16 protein-coding genes are annotated in these 16,470 nt (G+C 67.2%); 3 read left to right on the top strand and 13 right to left on the bottom strand.

Going from position 1 to position 16,470, the window contains the following annotated elements; all coding sequences use genetic code 11:
- The 11 genes from BN1121_RS00330 to BN1121_RS00280 all read right to left on the bottom strand — a co-directional run bounded on the left by BN1121_RS00330 (window position 1) and on the right by BN1121_RS00280 (window position 12,125).
- Window positions 1–600 (bottom strand): histidine phosphatase family protein, encoded by a 600-nt coding sequence (locus BN1121_RS00330; RefSeq protein ID WP_005357164.1) that lies wholly within the window; start codon window positions 598–600, stop codon window positions 1–3.
- A 90-nt stretch (window positions 601–690) separates the two neighbouring features.
- Window positions 691–2,385, bottom strand: a complete 1,695-nt coding sequence (locus BN1121_RS00325; protein ID WP_005357167.1) for a pyridoxal phosphate-dependent decarboxylase family protein — start codon at window positions 2,383–2,385, stop codon at window positions 691–693.
- 178 nt (window positions 2,386–2,563) lie between these two features.
- Window positions 2,564–3,763 carry an ABC transporter permease gene (locus tag BN1121_RS00320; RefSeq protein WP_005357170.1) on the bottom strand — a complete coding sequence of 400 codons (1,200 nt, stop codon included), beginning with the start codon at window positions 3,761–3,763 and terminating at the stop codon, window positions 2,564–2,566.
- Window positions 3,763–4,965 (bottom strand): ABC transporter permease, encoded by a 1,203-nt coding sequence (locus tag BN1121_RS00315; protein ID WP_043596925.1) that lies wholly within the window; start codon window positions 4,963–4,965, stop codon window positions 3,763–3,765. Before BN1121_RS00315 ends, BN1121_RS00320 begins: the two co-directional genes overlap by 1 nt.
- Window positions 4,959–5,639, bottom strand: coding sequence for an ABC transporter ATP-binding protein (locus BN1121_RS00310; RefSeq protein WP_005357174.1), 681 nt, complete (start codon window positions 5,637–5,639; stop codon window positions 4,959–4,961). The genes BN1121_RS00315 and BN1121_RS00310 overlap by 7 nt, the downstream gene beginning before the upstream one ends.
- Window positions 5,632–6,762, bottom strand: a complete 1,131-nt coding sequence (locus tag BN1121_RS00305; RefSeq protein ID WP_005357177.1) for an efflux RND transporter periplasmic adaptor subunit — start codon at window positions 6,760–6,762, stop codon at window positions 5,632–5,634. Before BN1121_RS00305 ends, BN1121_RS00310 begins: the two co-directional genes overlap by 8 nt.
- Before the next feature lie 27 nt (window positions 6,763–6,789).
- Window positions 6,790–9,930 (bottom strand): efflux RND transporter permease subunit, encoded by a 3,141-nt coding sequence (locus tag BN1121_RS00300; protein ID WP_005357179.1) that lies wholly within the window; start codon window positions 9,928–9,930, stop codon window positions 6,790–6,792.
- The gene (locus BN1121_RS00295; RefSeq protein ID WP_231552976.1) at window positions 9,920–10,927 is read right to left on the bottom strand and encodes an efflux RND transporter periplasmic adaptor subunit; all 1,008 of its coding nucleotides are present in this window, start codon (window positions 10,925–10,927) and stop codon (window positions 9,920–9,922) included. The genes BN1121_RS00300 and BN1121_RS00295 overlap by 11 nt, the downstream gene beginning before the upstream one ends.
- 30 nt (window positions 10,928–10,957) lie before the next feature.
- Window positions 10,958–11,392, bottom strand: a complete 435-nt coding sequence (locus BN1121_RS00290; RefSeq protein WP_005357183.1) for a DUF6691 family protein — start codon at window positions 11,390–11,392, stop codon at window positions 10,958–10,960.
- A gap of 9 nt (window positions 11,393–11,401) precedes the next feature.
- Window positions 11,402–11,815: a YeeE/YedE family protein gene (locus BN1121_RS00285; protein WP_005357184.1), complete on the bottom strand. Its 414-nt coding sequence runs from the start codon at window positions 11,813–11,815 to the stop codon at window positions 11,402–11,404.
- The gene (locus BN1121_RS00280; RefSeq protein WP_005357186.1) at window positions 11,808–12,125 is read right to left on the bottom strand and encodes an ArsR/SmtB family transcription factor; all 318 of its coding nucleotides are present in this window, start codon (window positions 12,123–12,125) and stop codon (window positions 11,808–11,810) included. Before BN1121_RS00280 ends, BN1121_RS00285 begins: the two co-directional genes overlap by 8 nt.
- Before the next feature lie 91 nt (window positions 12,126–12,216).
- Here BN1121_RS00280 and BN1121_RS00275 point away from each other — a divergent pair, with 91 nt between their 5' ends.
- The gene (locus tag BN1121_RS00275; RefSeq protein ID WP_005357189.1) at window positions 12,217–12,405 is read left to right on the top strand and encodes a YgaP family membrane protein; all 189 of its coding nucleotides are present in this window, start codon (window positions 12,217–12,219) and stop codon (window positions 12,403–12,405) included.
- A gap of 202 nt (window positions 12,406–12,607) precedes the next feature.
- On the opposite strand, the gene BN1121_RS00270 is transcribed toward BN1121_RS00275, so the two are convergent.
- Complete coding sequence (locus BN1121_RS00270; protein ID WP_005357190.1) at window positions 12,608–13,492, bottom strand: cation diffusion facilitator family transporter; 885 nt, start codon at window positions 13,490–13,492, stop codon at window positions 12,608–12,610.
- A gap of 577 nt (window positions 13,493–14,069) precedes the next feature.
- On the opposite strand from BN1121_RS00270, the gene BN1121_RS00265 reads away from it, so the two are divergent.
- Both BN1121_RS00265 and BN1121_RS00260 read left to right on the top strand, forming a co-directional pair.
- The gene (locus BN1121_RS00265) at window positions 14,070–14,522 is read left to right on the top strand and encodes a hypothetical protein (RefSeq protein WP_005357191.1); all 453 of its coding nucleotides are present in this window, start codon (window positions 14,070–14,072) and stop codon (window positions 14,520–14,522) included.
- Between the two features lie 5 nt (window positions 14,523–14,527).
- Complete coding sequence (locus tag BN1121_RS00260) at window positions 14,528–15,256, top strand: MgtC/SapB family protein (RefSeq protein ID WP_005357192.1); 729 nt, start codon at window positions 14,528–14,530, stop codon at window positions 15,254–15,256.
- A 52-nt stretch (window positions 15,257–15,308) separates the two neighbouring features.
- Here the strand turns inward: BN1121_RS00260 and dnaJ are convergent, their stop codons facing one another.
- Window positions 15,309–16,445 carry a molecular chaperone DnaJ gene (gene dnaJ / locus BN1121_RS00255; protein ID WP_005357194.1) on the bottom strand — a complete coding sequence of 379 codons (1,137 nt, stop codon included), beginning with the start codon at window positions 16,443–16,445 and terminating at the stop codon, window positions 15,309–15,311.
- Between the last annotated feature and the right edge of the window lie 25 nt (window positions 16,446–16,470).

Raw genomic sequence — 16,470 nt, 5'->3', positions numbered from 1 at the left:
CTAAACATCAGCATGGTTATGCGGGGATGGATGCAGGCAGGGTTGCACTGGCAACCTGAAGTGAAGCCACTCTCCGTTGCCAAGGGGGCGCTCGAAGAAGGTCGCAAACCCCTCGACCAGCAAGGCCCGGCACATGCGCCCCACCACCCCATGGGCCACCATCAGCACCCGCTCCCCATGATACTGCTGCGCCAGGGCCGTCAGCGCCATCCCCAATCGGGCGGCCATCGCGGTCAAGGGTTCACCGCCAGGGGGGACCAAGTGCCAACGGCGGGTGATGTCGAGGGCCCAGAGATCGGGATAACGCTGCGCCGCCTCCTCGTGCGTCAATCCTTCGAAGCAGCCGACCCCTCGCTCGCGAAAGGCGGGCACCACCCTGGGCGCAAGCCCCAGCCGCTCCCCCAGCAGGGCCGCGCTCTGGCGTGCCCGCAGCAGGGGGGAGCAGAGCAGGCAGTCAAACGGCATCTCGCGGGCCAGCTCTTCCCCAAGCGCCCGCATCTGCTCCTGCCCTACCGGGTCGAGGGGCAAGTCCAGTGTGCCCAAGTAACGCCCCTGGGCATTGGCCAGGGTCTGCCCGTGGCGCACCACAACAAGCTCCATATGTCTCTCCACCTTGATAAGCGGCCTTTGTATCACGGCGGCGCGCAGACAAAAAAGGCGGGCCGAGCCCGCCTTGTGACGCAGGAACGCTTATCCCCTCAAGTGGGCGATAAAGGCGTCGATCTGCTCGCGGCCGCAGGCCGGGTTCATAAACACCGCCTTCTCGCCGGCGATGTAGGAGTAGCGTCCACGCTCGTCGTAGTCGGAGCGGGCCACCGCCTCCACCCAGTTGGTGAAGAGCCCCACCTTGCCGCGCCCCTTGAAGATCTGACGGTGCCAGTCGGTGTTGCGCGCCAGCCTCGCCTTGTAGGCGGCGTCTGGGCTACGGGCCAGTTCGAAGGCGAACTCGGCCTCCGGGTCGTGCACCCACTCGGGGTTGTAGATCTTGAAGCCCACGCTCGGCCCCTGGTTCTCCTGGGCCACCAGCTTGACGTTGCCGAGCTGGCTCAGACGGAAGCGGAAGTAGTTGGCGTTTTGCAGGCAGTGGGCCAGCACGATGCGATATCCCTCCACCCCCATGTAGTTGAGCGCCGCGTAGGCGCCGAACAGGCCGCTCGCCCCGCGAGAGCACTCTATGGTCGACTGCAGGTGGGTGTGGCCCTGGATGTCGCGCTCGAAATACGAGAAGTTCTCCGGGTCGTTCTCCATCGCCTTGAGATCCTCCTTCTCCCGGATCATCACCAGGCTGGAGGTGTAGGGCACATAGCCCCATTTCTGGAAGTCGACGGTGAACGAATCGGCGTATTTGAGCTCGGCAAAGCGCGCCACGTTGCGCTCTATACCGGCCAGGGTTGCGGCGTTGATGGCGAGCGGGTTGGCGGCAAAGTCGTAATCCAGGAAGAAGATCATCGACCAGCCGATGGCGGCGTCCACGTGGATGTGCGGCTTGACCGCCACCTCGAAGCGCTCGCACAGGCGATCACGCAGGTCCACCACGGGTTTGACCTGATCCACCCCGAAGGTGTCGGTGGTGCCCATGGTGAGCATGATGGTGGGCACCACGTGGTTGAGGGCGAAACAGGCGGTCAGGGTGCGCTCGAGATCAGTCAGATCGATGTCGTTGTTCTCGCCGACCTGGATGCGGATGGTCTTGTTCTCTATGTCCACCCCGAGCAGGGAGAGGTTGGTGATGTTGGAGTAGTGACCGCCCTGGGAGTTGATGATGCGGTAGTCCTGATAGTGGCCGAGCCCCTTGTGCTTGGCCTCGGGCAGACTCTTGCGAATGCCGAGCAGGTAGCCGTAGAGGTTACAGAAGGTTCCCCCCTGGGTGAAGATGCCGGTGGCCCGGTCCGGATCGTAGCCCGCCAGCAGGGCAATCTGGCGCACCACCTTCTTCTCAAGCTCCTCGGCCACCCCGGCGTACTCGGAGTAGACCAGGTTGGGGTTGGCGAGGATGCCCATCTGGGCGCCATAGATGGCGGGATCCGCCGGCATGGTGACCACGTTCTCGACGCTCGAGGGGTTCTCCCAGTCCTTGGAGAGGGCGCCGGCGAAGATCAGCTCGTCCAGGGGCGTTTTCGGATCGCGCATGGCGGCCGGCACCGGCATCAGCTCGCACAGATCGGTGAGGCGGGCTTGGCCATCCGGCCAGGCGTTGAGGCGCTCCGAAGGGGCCAGTGCGCGGGCGCGAAAGGCGTTGAGGGCGGCGAAGCCGGGTTCGCGATAGACGGGCCAGAGATCCGGGTCACGTGAGAAATAGTTGGCTTTAACGGTGGAGAACAAACGGGAAAATTCGGGGGAAACGGCGTTGACCGCCTCGTCTTGCAAGTAGAGTAGATGATGCATTGTTATGATGTTCCAACTTTCGGGTAGCGCAGTTATACGCCCCGACCGGACGACTGAACACCGACAATTGCTAATGGCTTTCCCTACTTTTTGTTATCCGTGATTCAGCTCACGCCGATTGCAAATGAGGCCGCATAGTAGCGCCAGCCCACGCACTCAATAGCGCACGTTGAGCGAACTAGTCACCGCGAAGGGCCACTACCGGGTCGAGGCGCACCGCCCTGAGGGCCGGCGCCACCCCGGCGAGCAGCCCCACCAGGGCGCTGCCCGCCAGCGCCAGCAGCAGATAGAGGGGGTGCAGCGCCAGAGGCAGAGCCGGCAGCAACCAGCCGGTCAGCAGGCTGGCTGCAAACAGCAGCAGGAGCCCGAGCAGGCCCCCCGCCAGGGCCAGCACCATGGCCTCGAGCAAAAACAGGGTGAGAATTTGGCGGCGCGGGCTGCCGAGGGCCATCAGCAGGCCAATCTCGGGGATCCGCTCCTGCTGGCTGATGCTCATGATGCTGAAGATGCCGACCGCCCCGATGAGCAGCGACACCACCCCGAGCCCGCCGATGGCGAGCTTCACCATCGCCAAGATCTTGTCGAGGCTTGCCAGCATCTCCTGCTGGGAGAGCAGGGTGAAATCCTCCGCCCCGTGGCGGGCGATGAGCAGGCGTCGCACCCGCTCCAGCACCACGGACTCAACCTCCCCGGCCCCATAGACGAGATCGATCTCCTGCAGCCCTTCCCGGTTGAACAGGGCCTGGGCGTGGGCCGCCGGCACATAGATCATGTCGTCGAGATCGAAGCCGAGGAACTGCCCCTTGGGGGCCAGCACCCCCACCACCCGAAAGCGCCGATCGCCCGCCCGGATCAGGCTCCCCGGCGCTCCGCCGCGGGGGAACAGCTCGGCCGCCACCCTGGCCCCCAGCACCGTCAGGGCGCGCGGCATGGCCCCCTCCTCGGCCGGCAGGAAGCGCCCCTCGGCCAGGGTCAGGCGCCAGCCCGCCAGCGCCGCCGAGCCGGTACCCAGGATGGCGGTGCTGCGGGTCAGCCCCCGGCTGCGCACCTCCCCCTGTCCCTGCACCACAGGCAGCACCGACTCCACCCCGGGCAGGCGCGCCAGGGCCTCGGCGTCCAGCAACAGCAGTGGGCGGCTGCTCGACAGCAGGCCCGGGGGTCCGCCGCCGGTCTGGGTCTTGCCCGGGGTGACCGCCACCAGCCGGGTGCCAAACTGGGCGAAGCTCCCCTGCAGGTAGAGGCGCAGCCCCTCGCCGATGCCGGTGAGCAGGGTGACGGCGGCGATGCCGATGGCGATGCCGAGCGCCGAGAGCAGGCTGCGGCTGCCGGCGGCCCCAAGGGCGCGCCACAGCCAGGCCATCAGATCCCCGGCGCGCATCAGGCCCCCCACTGGCCGCTGCGCAGGCTGCCGACCGGCTCCTGACGTGCCGCCCGGCTGGCCGGCAGCCAGCTGAAAAAGAGCCCCACCGCGATCGCCGCCGGCAGGCTTATCAGGGGCGCCTGCCAGGGCACCGCCAGGGGGAAGGCGGGCCAGAGCACGCCACCCAGCGCCACCAGCAGGTAACCGAGCGCCACCCCGAGCAGGCCGCCGCCCCCGGCGAGCAGCAGCGCCTCCCACAGAAACAGCCGGCGTATGGTGGCACCGTCCGCCCCCAGCGCCTTGAGCAGGCCTATCTCGCCGGTGCGCTGGCGGGTGCTGATGAGGGCCAGGTTCATCATCATGATGCCCGACACCAGCAGGCTGATGGCGCCGATGCCGGCCACCGCCAGGGTCAGGGTGGCGAGGATGGAGGAGAAGGCAGCCAGCATGGCGTCACGCCGCACCAGGGTCACGTCCAGGGTGCCGTGGCGCGCCTGCATCAGCCGCTCGAGGCGCGCCGTCAGCGCGTCCAGTCCCTGACCGGCCAGGGGCTGGATCACCAGGCGAAACAGCACCTCGGTGTTGAACTGGGTGAGGGCCCGCTCGACCGGGATCAGGGCGGTCTCGGCGAGATCCATGCCGAGGTTGCTGCTCTGGCTGGTAAAGCGCCCCACCACCCGGTAGCGGCGCCCGTCGAGACGCACCCACTGCCCCACCGGATCCCGCTCGCCGAACAGCTCGCGCGAAAGCGTGGCACCGAGCAGGATCACCGGCGGACTGCCCGCCGGCAGCCAGCGGCCGGAGGTAAGAGAGAGGCCGTGGGTCTCGCGCAGCCCGTTGCGGGTGCCGAGCACCATGGCGCTGCGCAGCCGCCCGCCGGCGGCCACCTCGGCGGTGCCGAGCACCAGGGGCACCAGGCGAAGTGCCGGTTCGCGCCGGGCGAGAAAGTCCACGTCCTCCAGAGTGATGCCCCGCAGGCTGTTGCCGGTCAGGGGCGGCAAACCGCCCCGGGTCTCCTTGCGACCGGGAAACATCACCAGCAGATCCTTGCCGAGGCTGGCAAACTCCGCCGCCACATAGCGCCGCGCCCCCTCACCCAGAGCCGTGAGCAGCAGCACGGAAGCGACGCTCAGGCTCACCGCCGCGATCAGGGTCAGGGCCCGGCCGCGATGGCGCAGCAGGGCGGTGGCGGCGAAGGCGATGGCGTCGCGCCCTAGCATGGGGGCTCCAGCCTGCCGTCGTTCATGCGGATGCGCCGTCCCGCCCGCGCCCCGATCCGCTCGTCATGGGTCACCACCACCAGGGTCACCCCGCGCTCCCGGTTGAGACGCTCGAGCAGGGCGATCACCTCCTCCCCTGAGCGGGAATCCAGGTTGCCGGTGGGCTCGTCGGCGAGCAGCAGGCGCGGCTGGGTCACCATGGCGCGGGCGATGGCCACCCGCTGGCGCTGGCCGCCGGAGAGTTCGGCGGGTCTGTGGTCGGCGCGCGCGGAGAGCCCGAGCTCGGCGAGCAGGGCCGCCACCCGGGCCGTGCGCTCGGCAGAGGCCATCCCGGCCAGCATCAGGGGCAGAGCCACGTTCTCGAAGGCTGTGAGGCGCGGCACCAGATGGAACGACTGGAACACGAAGCCGATGGCCTGGCCGCGCAGGCGGGCGAGATCGGGCTCCGCCAGGCGGGCGGTGCGCGCCCCCTCGAGCCAGTACTCCCCCTCGTCGGGCCGATCCAGCAACCCCAGCACGTTGAGCAGGGTCGACTTGCCCGAGCCCGAGGGGCCCATCACCGCCAGGTACTCCCCCGCCTCGATGGCGAGGCTCACCCCATTGAGGGCCAGCACCTCGCTGCCCCCCAGATTGAAGCGCCGGCACACCCCCTCGAGACGAATGAGCTCACTCATGGGCGTCCTCGGGTCGGTAGGGCCCCTCCCCCTTGATGAGAGCCGGCTGGGCGGCGAGCCTGTCCCCCTCGGCGAGGCCCGAGGTCACCTCAACCCAGTTCCAGCTCTCGAGCCCCCAGCCCGGGGTGAGGCGCACCAGGCGATCCCCTTCCAAACGCAGCACGCTGCCATCCTCGGCCCGGGCGCTGGCGGGGATGCGCAGGGTCCTGGTGGCGCGCCCCGTGGTCACCTCGAGATCGGCGCTGTAGCCCACCAGCAGGGGGGCGTCACCGGGCAACTCCTCGAGGGCCGCCTCCACCTCCACGGTGCGGGCCTGCTTCTCGAGCTCCTTCACATAGGGGGCGATGCGGGTGATCCTGGCTGCCAGCTCGCGCCCTGGCATGGCGTCGAGCAGCACCCGGGCTGGCTGGCCGAGGCGCAGGCGGGCGGCGTCCACCTCGTCGATGGGGGCGGAGACGTAGAGGCAGGTATCGTCGATGAGATCGATGACGGGGGGCATGGCAACCCCGGGGGGCGAGGGAGTCATGTATTCGCCGAGCTTGCTGTTGACCTCGGCCACCACCCCGTCGAAGGGGGCGAGCAGGGTGCGCTCGGTCAGGCGCGCCTCGACCTGCGCCACCTGGGCGGCGTCCACCCCCAGCTGATCGCTCGCGGCCTCGCAGGCGAGGCGGCGGCTGTCGGCCAGGTTCTGGGCCTGCTCGGCCAGAGTGCGAGAGGTGAGGTTCTTGGCCAGCAGGGTGGCCAGGCGCGCCGCCTCGCGCCGGTAGAATTCGGCCTCGGTGCAGCTGCGCGTGCGCTCGGTACGCCCCAGGATGGCCTGGGCACGGGCGCGGGCGAGCTCGGCCTCGAGATCGCCACTCCACAGGCGCAGCAACCGCTGCCCCTGCTTGACCCTGTCCCCCGCCTGCACCGCGAGCTCGCTCACCACGCCGCCGCCCGGCAGGCTCAGGCCGGAGCGGCGGCACGACTTGATGGTGCCGGCCCGGGTGTTGACGACGGTGACGCGCACCTCGCCGCGCTCCACGCTCACCAGTGGGACGGGCGTCGTCACCGGGCGCAGCCACCAGGCCAGGGCGAGGGTCGCCAGCACGGCGGCCCCGCCTCCCCACCACAATTTTCTCATGGCTGTTTCCCCATCCGGGGCGCGCCGTCAGCCCCGGCGCGCGAGCAGGGCGTAATAGAGCAAGGGTATCACCACCAGGGTCAACAGGGTCGAGACCAGGATCCCGAAGATGAGGGAAATGGCCAGCCCGTTGAAGATGGGGTCATCCAGGATAAACAGGGCGCCTATCATGGCCGCCAGCGCCGTCAGCAAGATAGGCTTGGCGCGCACCTGGGCGGCGCGGATCACCGCCTGCTCGAAGGGGGTGCCCTGGGCCCGCTCCAGCTCGATGAAGTCCACCAGCAGTATGCTGTTGCGCACTATGATGCCGGCCAGCGCTATCATGCCGATCATCGAGGTAGCGGTGAACTGGGCGCCGAGCAGGGCGTGGCCCGGCATGACGCCTATCAGGGTGAGCGGGATCGGCGCCATGATGATGAGGGGCACCAGGTAGGAGCGGAACTGGGCTACCACCAGCAGGTAGATGAGTACCATGCCGATGGCGTAGGCGATCCCCATGTCGCGGAAGGTCTCGTAGGTCACCTTCCACTCCCCGTCCCAGAGCAGACCCACTTCGCCCGGCGCCCTGGGCTGGCGCACATAGTACTGGGGCAGGTCGATGCGGCTGCCCGCCTCCACCATGCCGTAGAGTGGGCTGTCGAGAGGGCCGGCCATGTCGGCCACCACCATCACCATGGGCAACATGTTCTTGTGGGTGATATAGGGGGGCAGGGTTTCGTCCCGCCGCTCGACCAGCTCGGAGAGGGGAATGAGCGCCCCTGACGCCCCACGCACCTTGAGGGCCAGCACACCGGTGAGATCGACCCGGTCGGCCTGGCTCAGGGTGAGGCGCACCGGCACCGGGTACTTGGCCTCTTCCCGGTGCAACCAGGTGACGTCCGCATCCCCGACCCCGGCGGCCAGGGTGGCCACCACCTCGCTCACGTCGACCCCAAGCCGAGCCGCCTTGTTGCGATCGACCCAAAGGTGCCACAGGGGCTGGTCATCGGGGCGATAGAGATCGATGTCGGCCACATCCGGCGTCTCGCGCAGGGCCGTCATCACCTGCTCGGCGCCGCGGGCGCGCGCCATCTCGGTCGGGCCATACACCTCGGCCAGTATGGGGGACCAGACCGGCGGGCCGGGCGGCACCTCCACCACCTTGAGATTCCCCCCCTCGGCGCGAGCGATGGCCTGCAATGGCTCCCGCAGGGCGCGGGCGATGGCGTGGCTGCTGCGACTGCGCGCGTGCTTGTCCACCAGGTTGACCTGGATGTCTCCCACGTTGGCGCCGCCACGCACGAAGTAGTGGCGCACCAGGCCGTTGAAGTTGATGGGGGCAGCGGTGCCGGCGTAGATCTGGTAGTCCTTCACCTCGGGCACCTTACCAAGCTCGCTGCCAAGCGCCATCAGGGTGCGCTGGGTCTGCTCCAGGCTGGTCCCCTCGGGCATGTCGAGCACCAGCTGGAATTCGGACTTGTTGTCGAAGGGGAGCATCTTGAGCACCACCCACTGGATTGCCGGCAGGCTGGCCGCGGCCCCCACCAGCAGGATCACGGCGAGCCACAACAGGCGCCGCGCCCGCTTCGCCCCCGCTCCGATGAGAAAGGGCGACATCAGCCGCTCGAACAGACTCCCCGTGGCCGCTCCCGGCACCAGATGGACCTTGCTGCCCAGCAGGTGGCCGGCGAGCCAGGGGGAGAAGATGAAGGCCACCAGCAGGGAGAGCAGCATTCCCATGCTGGCGTTGATGGGGATGGGGCTCATGTAGGGGCCCATCAGGCCGCTGACAAACGCCATCGGCAGCAGGGCGGCGATGACGGTGAGGGTGGCGAGTATGGTCGGCCCCCCCACCTCGTCCACCGCCCCCGGGATAAGCTCACTCAAGGGGCGCGGGGAGAGCGCCCGGTGACGGTGAATGTTCTCCACCACCACGATGGCGTCATCGACCAAAATGCCGATGGAGAAGATGAGGGCAAACAGCGACACCCGGTTGAGGGTAAAACCCCAGCCCCAGGAGGCAAACAGGGTGAGCAGCAGGGTGATCACAATCGCCAGCCCCACCACCAGAGCCTCGCGCCAACCCATGCTGACCACCACCAGCAGCACCACGGCCGCGGTGGCGAAGATGAGCTTGCCGATCAGGGTGTTCGACTTGTCGGCGGCGGTCATCCCGTAGTCGCGGGTGATGCTGACCTCGATCTCGCTCGGCAGCAGGCGGTTTTTCAGCGCCGCCACCCGCGCTTCGATCTGCTTGGCCACCGCCACCGCGTTCTGCCCCGGCTGCTTGCCGATGGCGATGGTCACCGCCGGATGGGGGCCGCTCTGGGGCGTGCCGAACCAGGCGAAGCGGGTCGGCTGGGCAGCACCGAGGCGTACCTGCGCCACCTCGCCCAGATAGATGGGATTGCCATCCCTGACCCCGACCACCAGTTGCTCGACCTCCTCGGGCGTATGCAGGAAGCTGCCCGCCTGCACCTTCAACTCCCGGTTCTCCTGGGTGATGGCGGCCAGTGGCCCGACCCGGTTGGCGGCGCCGAGCCGCTGGCTCAACTCCTGCACCGTCAGGCCATGGGCCGCCAGGGCGGCGGGGTCCAGGGTCACGTTCAGCACCTCGTCGTGCCCGCCCAGGGTGGTGATGTCACGGGTACCCGGCAGGCGCTTGAGCTCGGTCTCGAGCTCGTGGGCGGCGCGAGTCAGGGCAGCGGCGCCCAGGCTCTTGCTCCACAGGGTGAGGCTGACGATGGGCACGTCATCGATGCCGCGCGGCTTGATGAGGGGCTCCCCCACACCGAGACCGGCGGGAAGCCAATCCTTGTTGGCGTAAAGCTGGTTGTAGAGATCGACGATGGCCTGCTCCCGCTTCACCCCCACCTTGAACACCACGACGATGAGGGCGCCGTCGGGCTGGGAGAACGAGTAGAGGGTGTCGATGCCGGCCAGCTGGGAGATCACCTGCTCGGCCGGGGTGGTGACCAGGTTTTCCACCTCGCGCGGGCTGGCCCCCGGATAAGGGATGTAGACGTCGGCGAAGGTGACGTCGATCTGCGGCTCTTCCTCTTTCGGCGTCACCATGACGGCGAACAGGCCGAGCAGCAGGGCCACCAAGGCCAGCAGCGGCGTGATGGCACTGCCCTGGAAGGTAGCGGCGAGGCGGCCGGCGATGCCGAGGGGCTGATCACTGCTCATGTTCGCCCTCCCGCACCCGAGCCCAGGCGTCGGTGGCGATGCGATCGCCGGCCTTGAGACCGGCCAGGATCTCGACGCGCTCTCCGGCACTCTCACCGACCCGCACCGGGGTAAGGGCCCACGCCTCACCATGGCGCAGGTAGACGGCGCTGAGCTCCCCCTGACGCAGCAGGGCCGTAGCGGGGATCATCAAGGTGCTGCGCTCGTCCAAACGCACCCGTACCTTGAGCCACATGCCGGGCAGCACCCCAGGCAGGTGCTCGGGCAGGTCGAGACGAAGATGGAAGGTATGGCTCTGGGGATCGGCATAGTCGAAACGCTTGACGCGCAGCGGCCGCACGGCCCCCTCCGGCGACAAGACCTCGATGGCGCTGGCCTCCAGGCTGGCGCGGCCGAGGGCCGACTGGGGGAGTTCACACTCGACCCGCAGGGCATCGAGGGAGAGGCCGGAGAGCAGCGGCGTGCCGGGGGCGACCGTCTCTCCCAGCTCCACGTGGCGGGCGGTGACCACGCCGGCATAGGGGGCCAGGATCCGGGTATAACCAAAGGCCTCGCGCGCCTGAACCAGGGCCGCCTCGGCCGCCTTTACTTCGGCCCGAGCCGCCAGGGCGGCGGCCTGAGCGTTGTCGAGCTGGGAGCGGGTCACCACGCCCTTGACCGAGAGGGCCTGAAAGCGGGTGAGCTGGCGATCGGCTTCGCTCTGCTGGGCCTGGGCACGCGCCAACCGGGCGTTGGCCCCGGCCACCGCGGCCGACTGCTCGTTGCCGCTGATCTCCAGCAGCGGTGCCCCGGCCTCGACCCGATCGTTGACGTCCACCAGCATACGCACGACGCGGCCACTGGTCTGAGCGGCTACCGTACCCTGATTGATGGGTTCAACCCGACCATCCAGGGTGAGCCAACGCGCCACCGACTCGGCCTGCAGGGTCACCATCTCGTCCGCCCGGGCCTGACCGCCCAGCAGCAGAGCCCCCAGCAGCAGACTACCCATTACCATCCTCATGGTTCACCTCCCTGTGCGAGTGCGTCAGGCGCGCAGCGCCAGCCAACGCGGTAGTAGTAGCCTGTCCACCAGCAGCAGACCGGCCCCCATGGCTGCCACGAACAGCACGATGAGCGGCTGCCCGCTGGCCAACAGGCTGATACCAGGCCCCGGACAAATCCCCACCATGCCCCAGCCTACCCCGAACAGAGCCGAGCCGCCAAGCAGGCGAGCGTCAATCCGAGCCAGGGGGACCTGGGGTAAGGGAGCCCCGAGCAGGCTCTGGCGCCGCGGGCGCACCAGCAGCAGGTAACCCGGCAGGAAGACCGCCAGGGCCCCGCCCATCACGAAACCCAGGCTAGGATCCCAGGCGCCGGCCAGGTCGAGAAAACCGGTGACCCGAGCCGGGTCCACCATGCCCGAGACGGCGAGACCGAGACCAAACAGGGTGCCCGAGAGCAGGGCGACAAACAGTAGCATGGGCGCTCCTTACCAGAGGTGATGGGTGACGAAGACGGTGACGATGCCGCTGGCCATGAAGGTCAGGGTCGCGACCAGGGAGCGCAGCGACAGCCGGCCCATGCCGCAGATGCCGTGACCACTGGTGCAGCCGTTGCCGAGCCGGGTGCCGACCCCGACCAGAAGCCCGGCACTCACGACCCAGGGCCAGGACGGCAGGGCATCGAAGGCGGGCAGGCTGGCCCAGCCCAGGATGAAGGCGAGCCAGGCGCCGAGCCCAAGCCCCAGCAGGAACACCCAGCGCCAGGAGGGGCGGCTTTGCAGGGCGCCGGCCAGGATGCCGCTTATCCCGGCAATACGGCCGTTCACCAGCAGCAGGAGCAGGGCGGCGCTGCCCACCAGGGCCCCGCCCAGCAGGGACAGCAGCCATTGGGTCTCAATCATGCGTGTTCTCCTCAACGTGACAGAAGTGGCGCGCCAACGCAGCCAGCACATCGCTCACCGCCTCGCTGGCGAGCGAGTAATAGATCTGTTGGGACACCTTGCGCGAGCGGATGAGGCCGCCGCGGCGCAACACCGCCAACTGCTGGGAGAAGGCAGACTGGCCGAGACGGCTGTGGGCGAGCAACTCACCGACCCCCTTCTCCCCCTCGAGCAGCTGGCACAGCACCAGCAGACGCTCGGGATGGGCCAGGGCCTTGAGCAGGGCGGCAGCCGTTTCAGCGTGACGATTCATCTCATCGAACTGGCTCATGGCATTAAATTAGCAATCCCTGATATTTGTTCTATTGTATAAAGCGAGGCTAAATTAGCAACATCTAATTAAGTGTTGCGAGGAGGGTGTGATGACGGTAGACAATGGGGTGAGGGTGGTGGCGGGCTGCATGCTGCTGCTCTCCCTGGCACTGACCACCTGGGTGCATCCAGGCTTTATCTGGCTGAGTGTCTTTGTGGGGGCCAACCTGATCCAGAGCGCCTTCACCGGCTTCTGCCCGGCGGCCATGGTACTCAAGCGGCTTGGCTTCAAGACATAAGAACGACGGCCATGGTGCCCAGGTGGCTTGGCTTCAAGACATAAGAACGACGGCCATGGTGCTCAGGTGGCTTGGCTTCAAGGTATAAGAACGACTGCCATGATGCCCAGGTGGCTTGGCTTCAAGGTATAAGCACGACTGCCATGATGCCCAGGTGGCTTGGCTTCAAGGTATAAGAAGGGCGGCCATGGCCGCCCTTTCGTTACCCCTGATGCAGCCCGTCGGGCTCCACATGGATGAGCACCACGGCGTGGGGCAACAGTCCCCTGATGGCGCGTTCCAGCTCATCACACAGGGCGTGGGAGCGGGCCACCGTCATGGCCGGCGGCACCGTCAGGTGGAAGTCGATGTGGCGACGACGACCGGACTGGCGGCTGCGCAGATCGTGATAGTCGATGCCTTGAGGACAGTGCTCCCTTAACAAGGCCTCGAGCGAACCTAACTCCCCCTCCTCCATGCGGTGATCGAGCAGGCCGCGCAGGGCGCGGGCCAAGAGCTCGATGGCCTCCTTGAGGATGAACAGGGCCACGCCGATGGCGACCAGGGGATCGAGGCGTGCCAGATCCCAGCCGAGCGCCGTGCCGCCCCAGATGATCAACAGCCCAGCCGCCACCCCAAGGGAGGTGAGCACGTCGGCCTTCAGGTGCAGGGCATCGGCCTCGAGCGCCAGGGATTCCTCCTCCAGGGCGACCCGATAGAGATGGCCGGATACCAGCACGTTGACCAGGGCCGAGCCCCCCATCACCAACACGCCCCAGCCGGGACTCGCCAGCGGCGCTGGCTCAAGCAGCTTGGCACCCGCCTCCAGCAGGATCCAGACCGAGGCAGCCAGGATCAGCAGCGCCTCGATGACGCCGGAGACGTTCTCTATCTTGTCGTGTCCGTAGGGGTGGCAGTCGTCGGGGGGCGCATCGGAGCGCGACACCGAGAAGAAGGCGATGAGGGCGGCCACCAGATCCATGGCCGAGTGGATCGCCTCCGAGATGATGCTGACCGCCCCGGTGAGCAGGCCGACGGCCAGCTTGGCGACGATCAGCACGCTGTTGGAGCAGACCGACATGAGGGCGGCGCGACGTTTACGGTTCATAACAACCACTCCGTGTTGAGTAACAGGCCCCCCTTTTAACCCAGGATGGCGCCACCGCCTGCCGGTTATTTTGTAAAGAAGTGTGCCAGGGCATGGAATGCAAATCGCAGCGCATCGCGTTGGGATTGGGGCGCCCGATTCTCCTCTGCCATCAAGAATCAACGCATTGATGCACAACAACAAAATACAAATTTATATAAACGTACTTGATTCCTTCCTGCATTAACCACTTGTTTGTGATTGGCGATCTCTGCGGTTGAGTTCATCCCGGCGGCAATCTGTTTCAACATGTTTCCGGGGGGGACAAGGCTCTTTACCCCACCCGGTCGAGGACATAGAATTTCGCCACTCATCAACGACAGGAGACCTTCCGTGGGCAATTCATCAGGTGACAGTTGTCCGCTGGCACGCGCCAGCGACTAGTCGCGAGAGTCCCGCAGGTCTGCTGCCCCTCTCGCGCCAGCGAGAGGCGGTCACGGCGCACGCCGTATCCCCTTCTCTTCACTGACCTTGATCATCCGGCCATCTGGCCCGATGCGCCTGCATGGGTTCTCCTCCTTGTCTCAAGGAGGTCACCATGTTTATTAAGCACACGACGCACGCCCCCCCTGACTGGCTGCGCACCCTCTCGACCCGACTGTTTGGCTGGCCGCGGCGCCACAGTTACCGACTGCAGATCCGCTGCCAGGATCGGGCCGACATGGAGCGAGTCATGGCCGAGGTGGAGGCCCTGCTGCTCCCGGCCGGCCTTAACCCGAGTCAAGCCATGCTGGGTCTCGGTCGGGCCGGCACGTCGCGCGAGCTGGTGCTGAGCCTTGCCTGCACCCCGGCCGAGCGCCGCCATCTGGTGCGCTTCGTCAACCGGGTCGGCCTGGATCACGGGATACGCTGGATCCTCCATCCCACGGCGCAAGAGAGCAGAGCCGCCAAGGCGGCGAGAGGACGCCAGACATGCCAGCCCCTCCCCGCGAGGCCAGCCAGGAAAGAGCAGGTCGGCCATGGAGCGGCCAGGTCATCGGCAGAGGGCTAGTCGGCATGCGTATGTGGCAACAGATCGATCTGCTCTCTCTGGGGGATACCTTGGCGAGCCTGACGCTCGCCTTCGTGCTCGGCGCCCTGGTGGGGCTAGAGCGTCAATACCGCCAACGCACCGCAGGGCTTCGCACCAACGTACTGGTCGCGGTAGGCGCCGCCCTGTTCGTCAATCAGGCCCAGCGCATCCATGAGCTCTATGGCGGTAACTACGGCATGATCCAGGTGCTCGCCTACGTGGTGTCGGGGATCGGGTTTCTCGGTGCCGGGGTCATCATGCGCGAGTCGGGCAACATCCGCGGCATCAACACGGCCGCCACCCTGTGGGGCGTGGCGGCCGTGGGGGCGGCGGCGGGATCCTCTCTGGCGCTCGAGGCGGTGCTCGGCGCCCTGTTCGTGCTGGCGGCCAACACCCTGCTGCGCCCCGTGGTCAACCGCATCAACCGCACCCCCATGGACACAGAGGAGAGCGAGGCCACCTACCGGGTGACCCTGCTCAGCGAGCGAGCCTCTCAGAAGGTGGTGCTGCGCTGGCTGGAGGAGACCCTGGAAGCGGCCCACTACCCCTTGAGCGAGCTCGACATAGCCCCGTTTGGCGAGCAAGGGGTGGCCATCAGCGCCGTGTTGCTCCCCACCGCCATCGACGGGGACGACCTCGACGCCGTGGTGCTGCGGCTGGGGGATCATCCCGGGGTGGAGCAGGCCTACTGGAGCAGCAGCCCCCACGCCTGAGTCACCACCAGAAAGAACAACGCCGGCGAAAGCCGGCGTTGTGGATGACCCATCAGTTGGTCAGATCGTCGAAGAAGCGTTTCACCCCTTCGAAGAAGCCTTCCGATTTCGGCTTGTGGGTCTTGGCCGCAGCCCCGCTGAAGGAGTTGTCCAGCTGACGCAGCAGCTCTTTTTGCTCCTCGGTGAGGTTGACCGGGGTCTCGACCACCACCTTGCACATGAGATCGCCCACCTGGCCGGAGCGCACCGATTTGACACCCTTGCCGCGCATCCGGTACATCTTGCCGGTCTGGGTCTCCGGGGTGACCTTGAGCTTGACCCGGCCATCCAGGGTCGGCACTTCGATCTCGCCGCCCAGGGCCGCCGCGGTGAAGCTGATCGGCACCTCGCAGTAGAGGTTGTTGCCATCGCGCTCGAAGATCTCGTGCTCGCGCACGTGCACCTGAACGTAGAGATCCCCGTTCGGCGCACCGGTCTCGCCCGCTTCACCTTCACCGGAGAGGCGGATGCGATCGCCGGTGTCGACACCCGCCGGGATCTTGACCGACAGGGTCTTGGTGCGCTGATAGCGCCCTTCGCCGTGGCACTTGCCACACGGGATGGCGATGATCTTGCCGCGCCCGTGGCAGTGGGGGCAGGGCTGTTGCACCGCGAAGAAACCCTGGCGCATCTGCACCTGGCCGGAGCCGTGGCAGGTGGGGCAGGTCTTCACGTCGGCACTGCTCTTGGCGCCGGAGCCGTTGCACTGCTCGCAGTGAACGTGAGTCGGGATCTTGATCTCCTTGGAGACGCCGCGCACGGCCTCCTCCAGGGTCAGCTCCATGTTGTAACGCAGGTCGGCCCCACGGGCCGGACCGCGCCGGCCACCACGGCCGCCGCCGAAGATGTCGCCAAACACGTCGCCGAAGATGTCGCCAAAGTCGGCACCGCCGCCAAAGCCACCGTGTCCGCCACCCATGTTGGGGTCGACCCCGGCATGGCCAAACTGGTCATAACGGGCCCGCTTCTCGGCGTCGGTCAGGATCTCGTAGGCCTCTTTGACCTCCTTGAACTTCTCCTCGGCGTCCGCGTCACCCTGGTTGCGATCCGGGTGGTACTTCATGGCCAAGCGCTTGTAGGCCTTCTTGATCTCGCGCTCGTCGGCGCCTTTGGCCACACCCAGCACTTCGTAGTAATCGCGCTTCGACATACTCATCCTGTTGCTATATCAGCAT

The organism is Aeromonas diversa CDC 2478-85 (genome assembly GCF_000819805.1).
Taxonomy (GTDB): Bacteria; Pseudomonadota; Gammaproteobacteria; order Enterobacterales; family Aeromonadaceae; genus Aeromonas; species Aeromonas diversa.
Note: the sequence above shows the minus strand (reverse complement) of the source record. Positions and strands in the feature narration are given on the sequence as shown.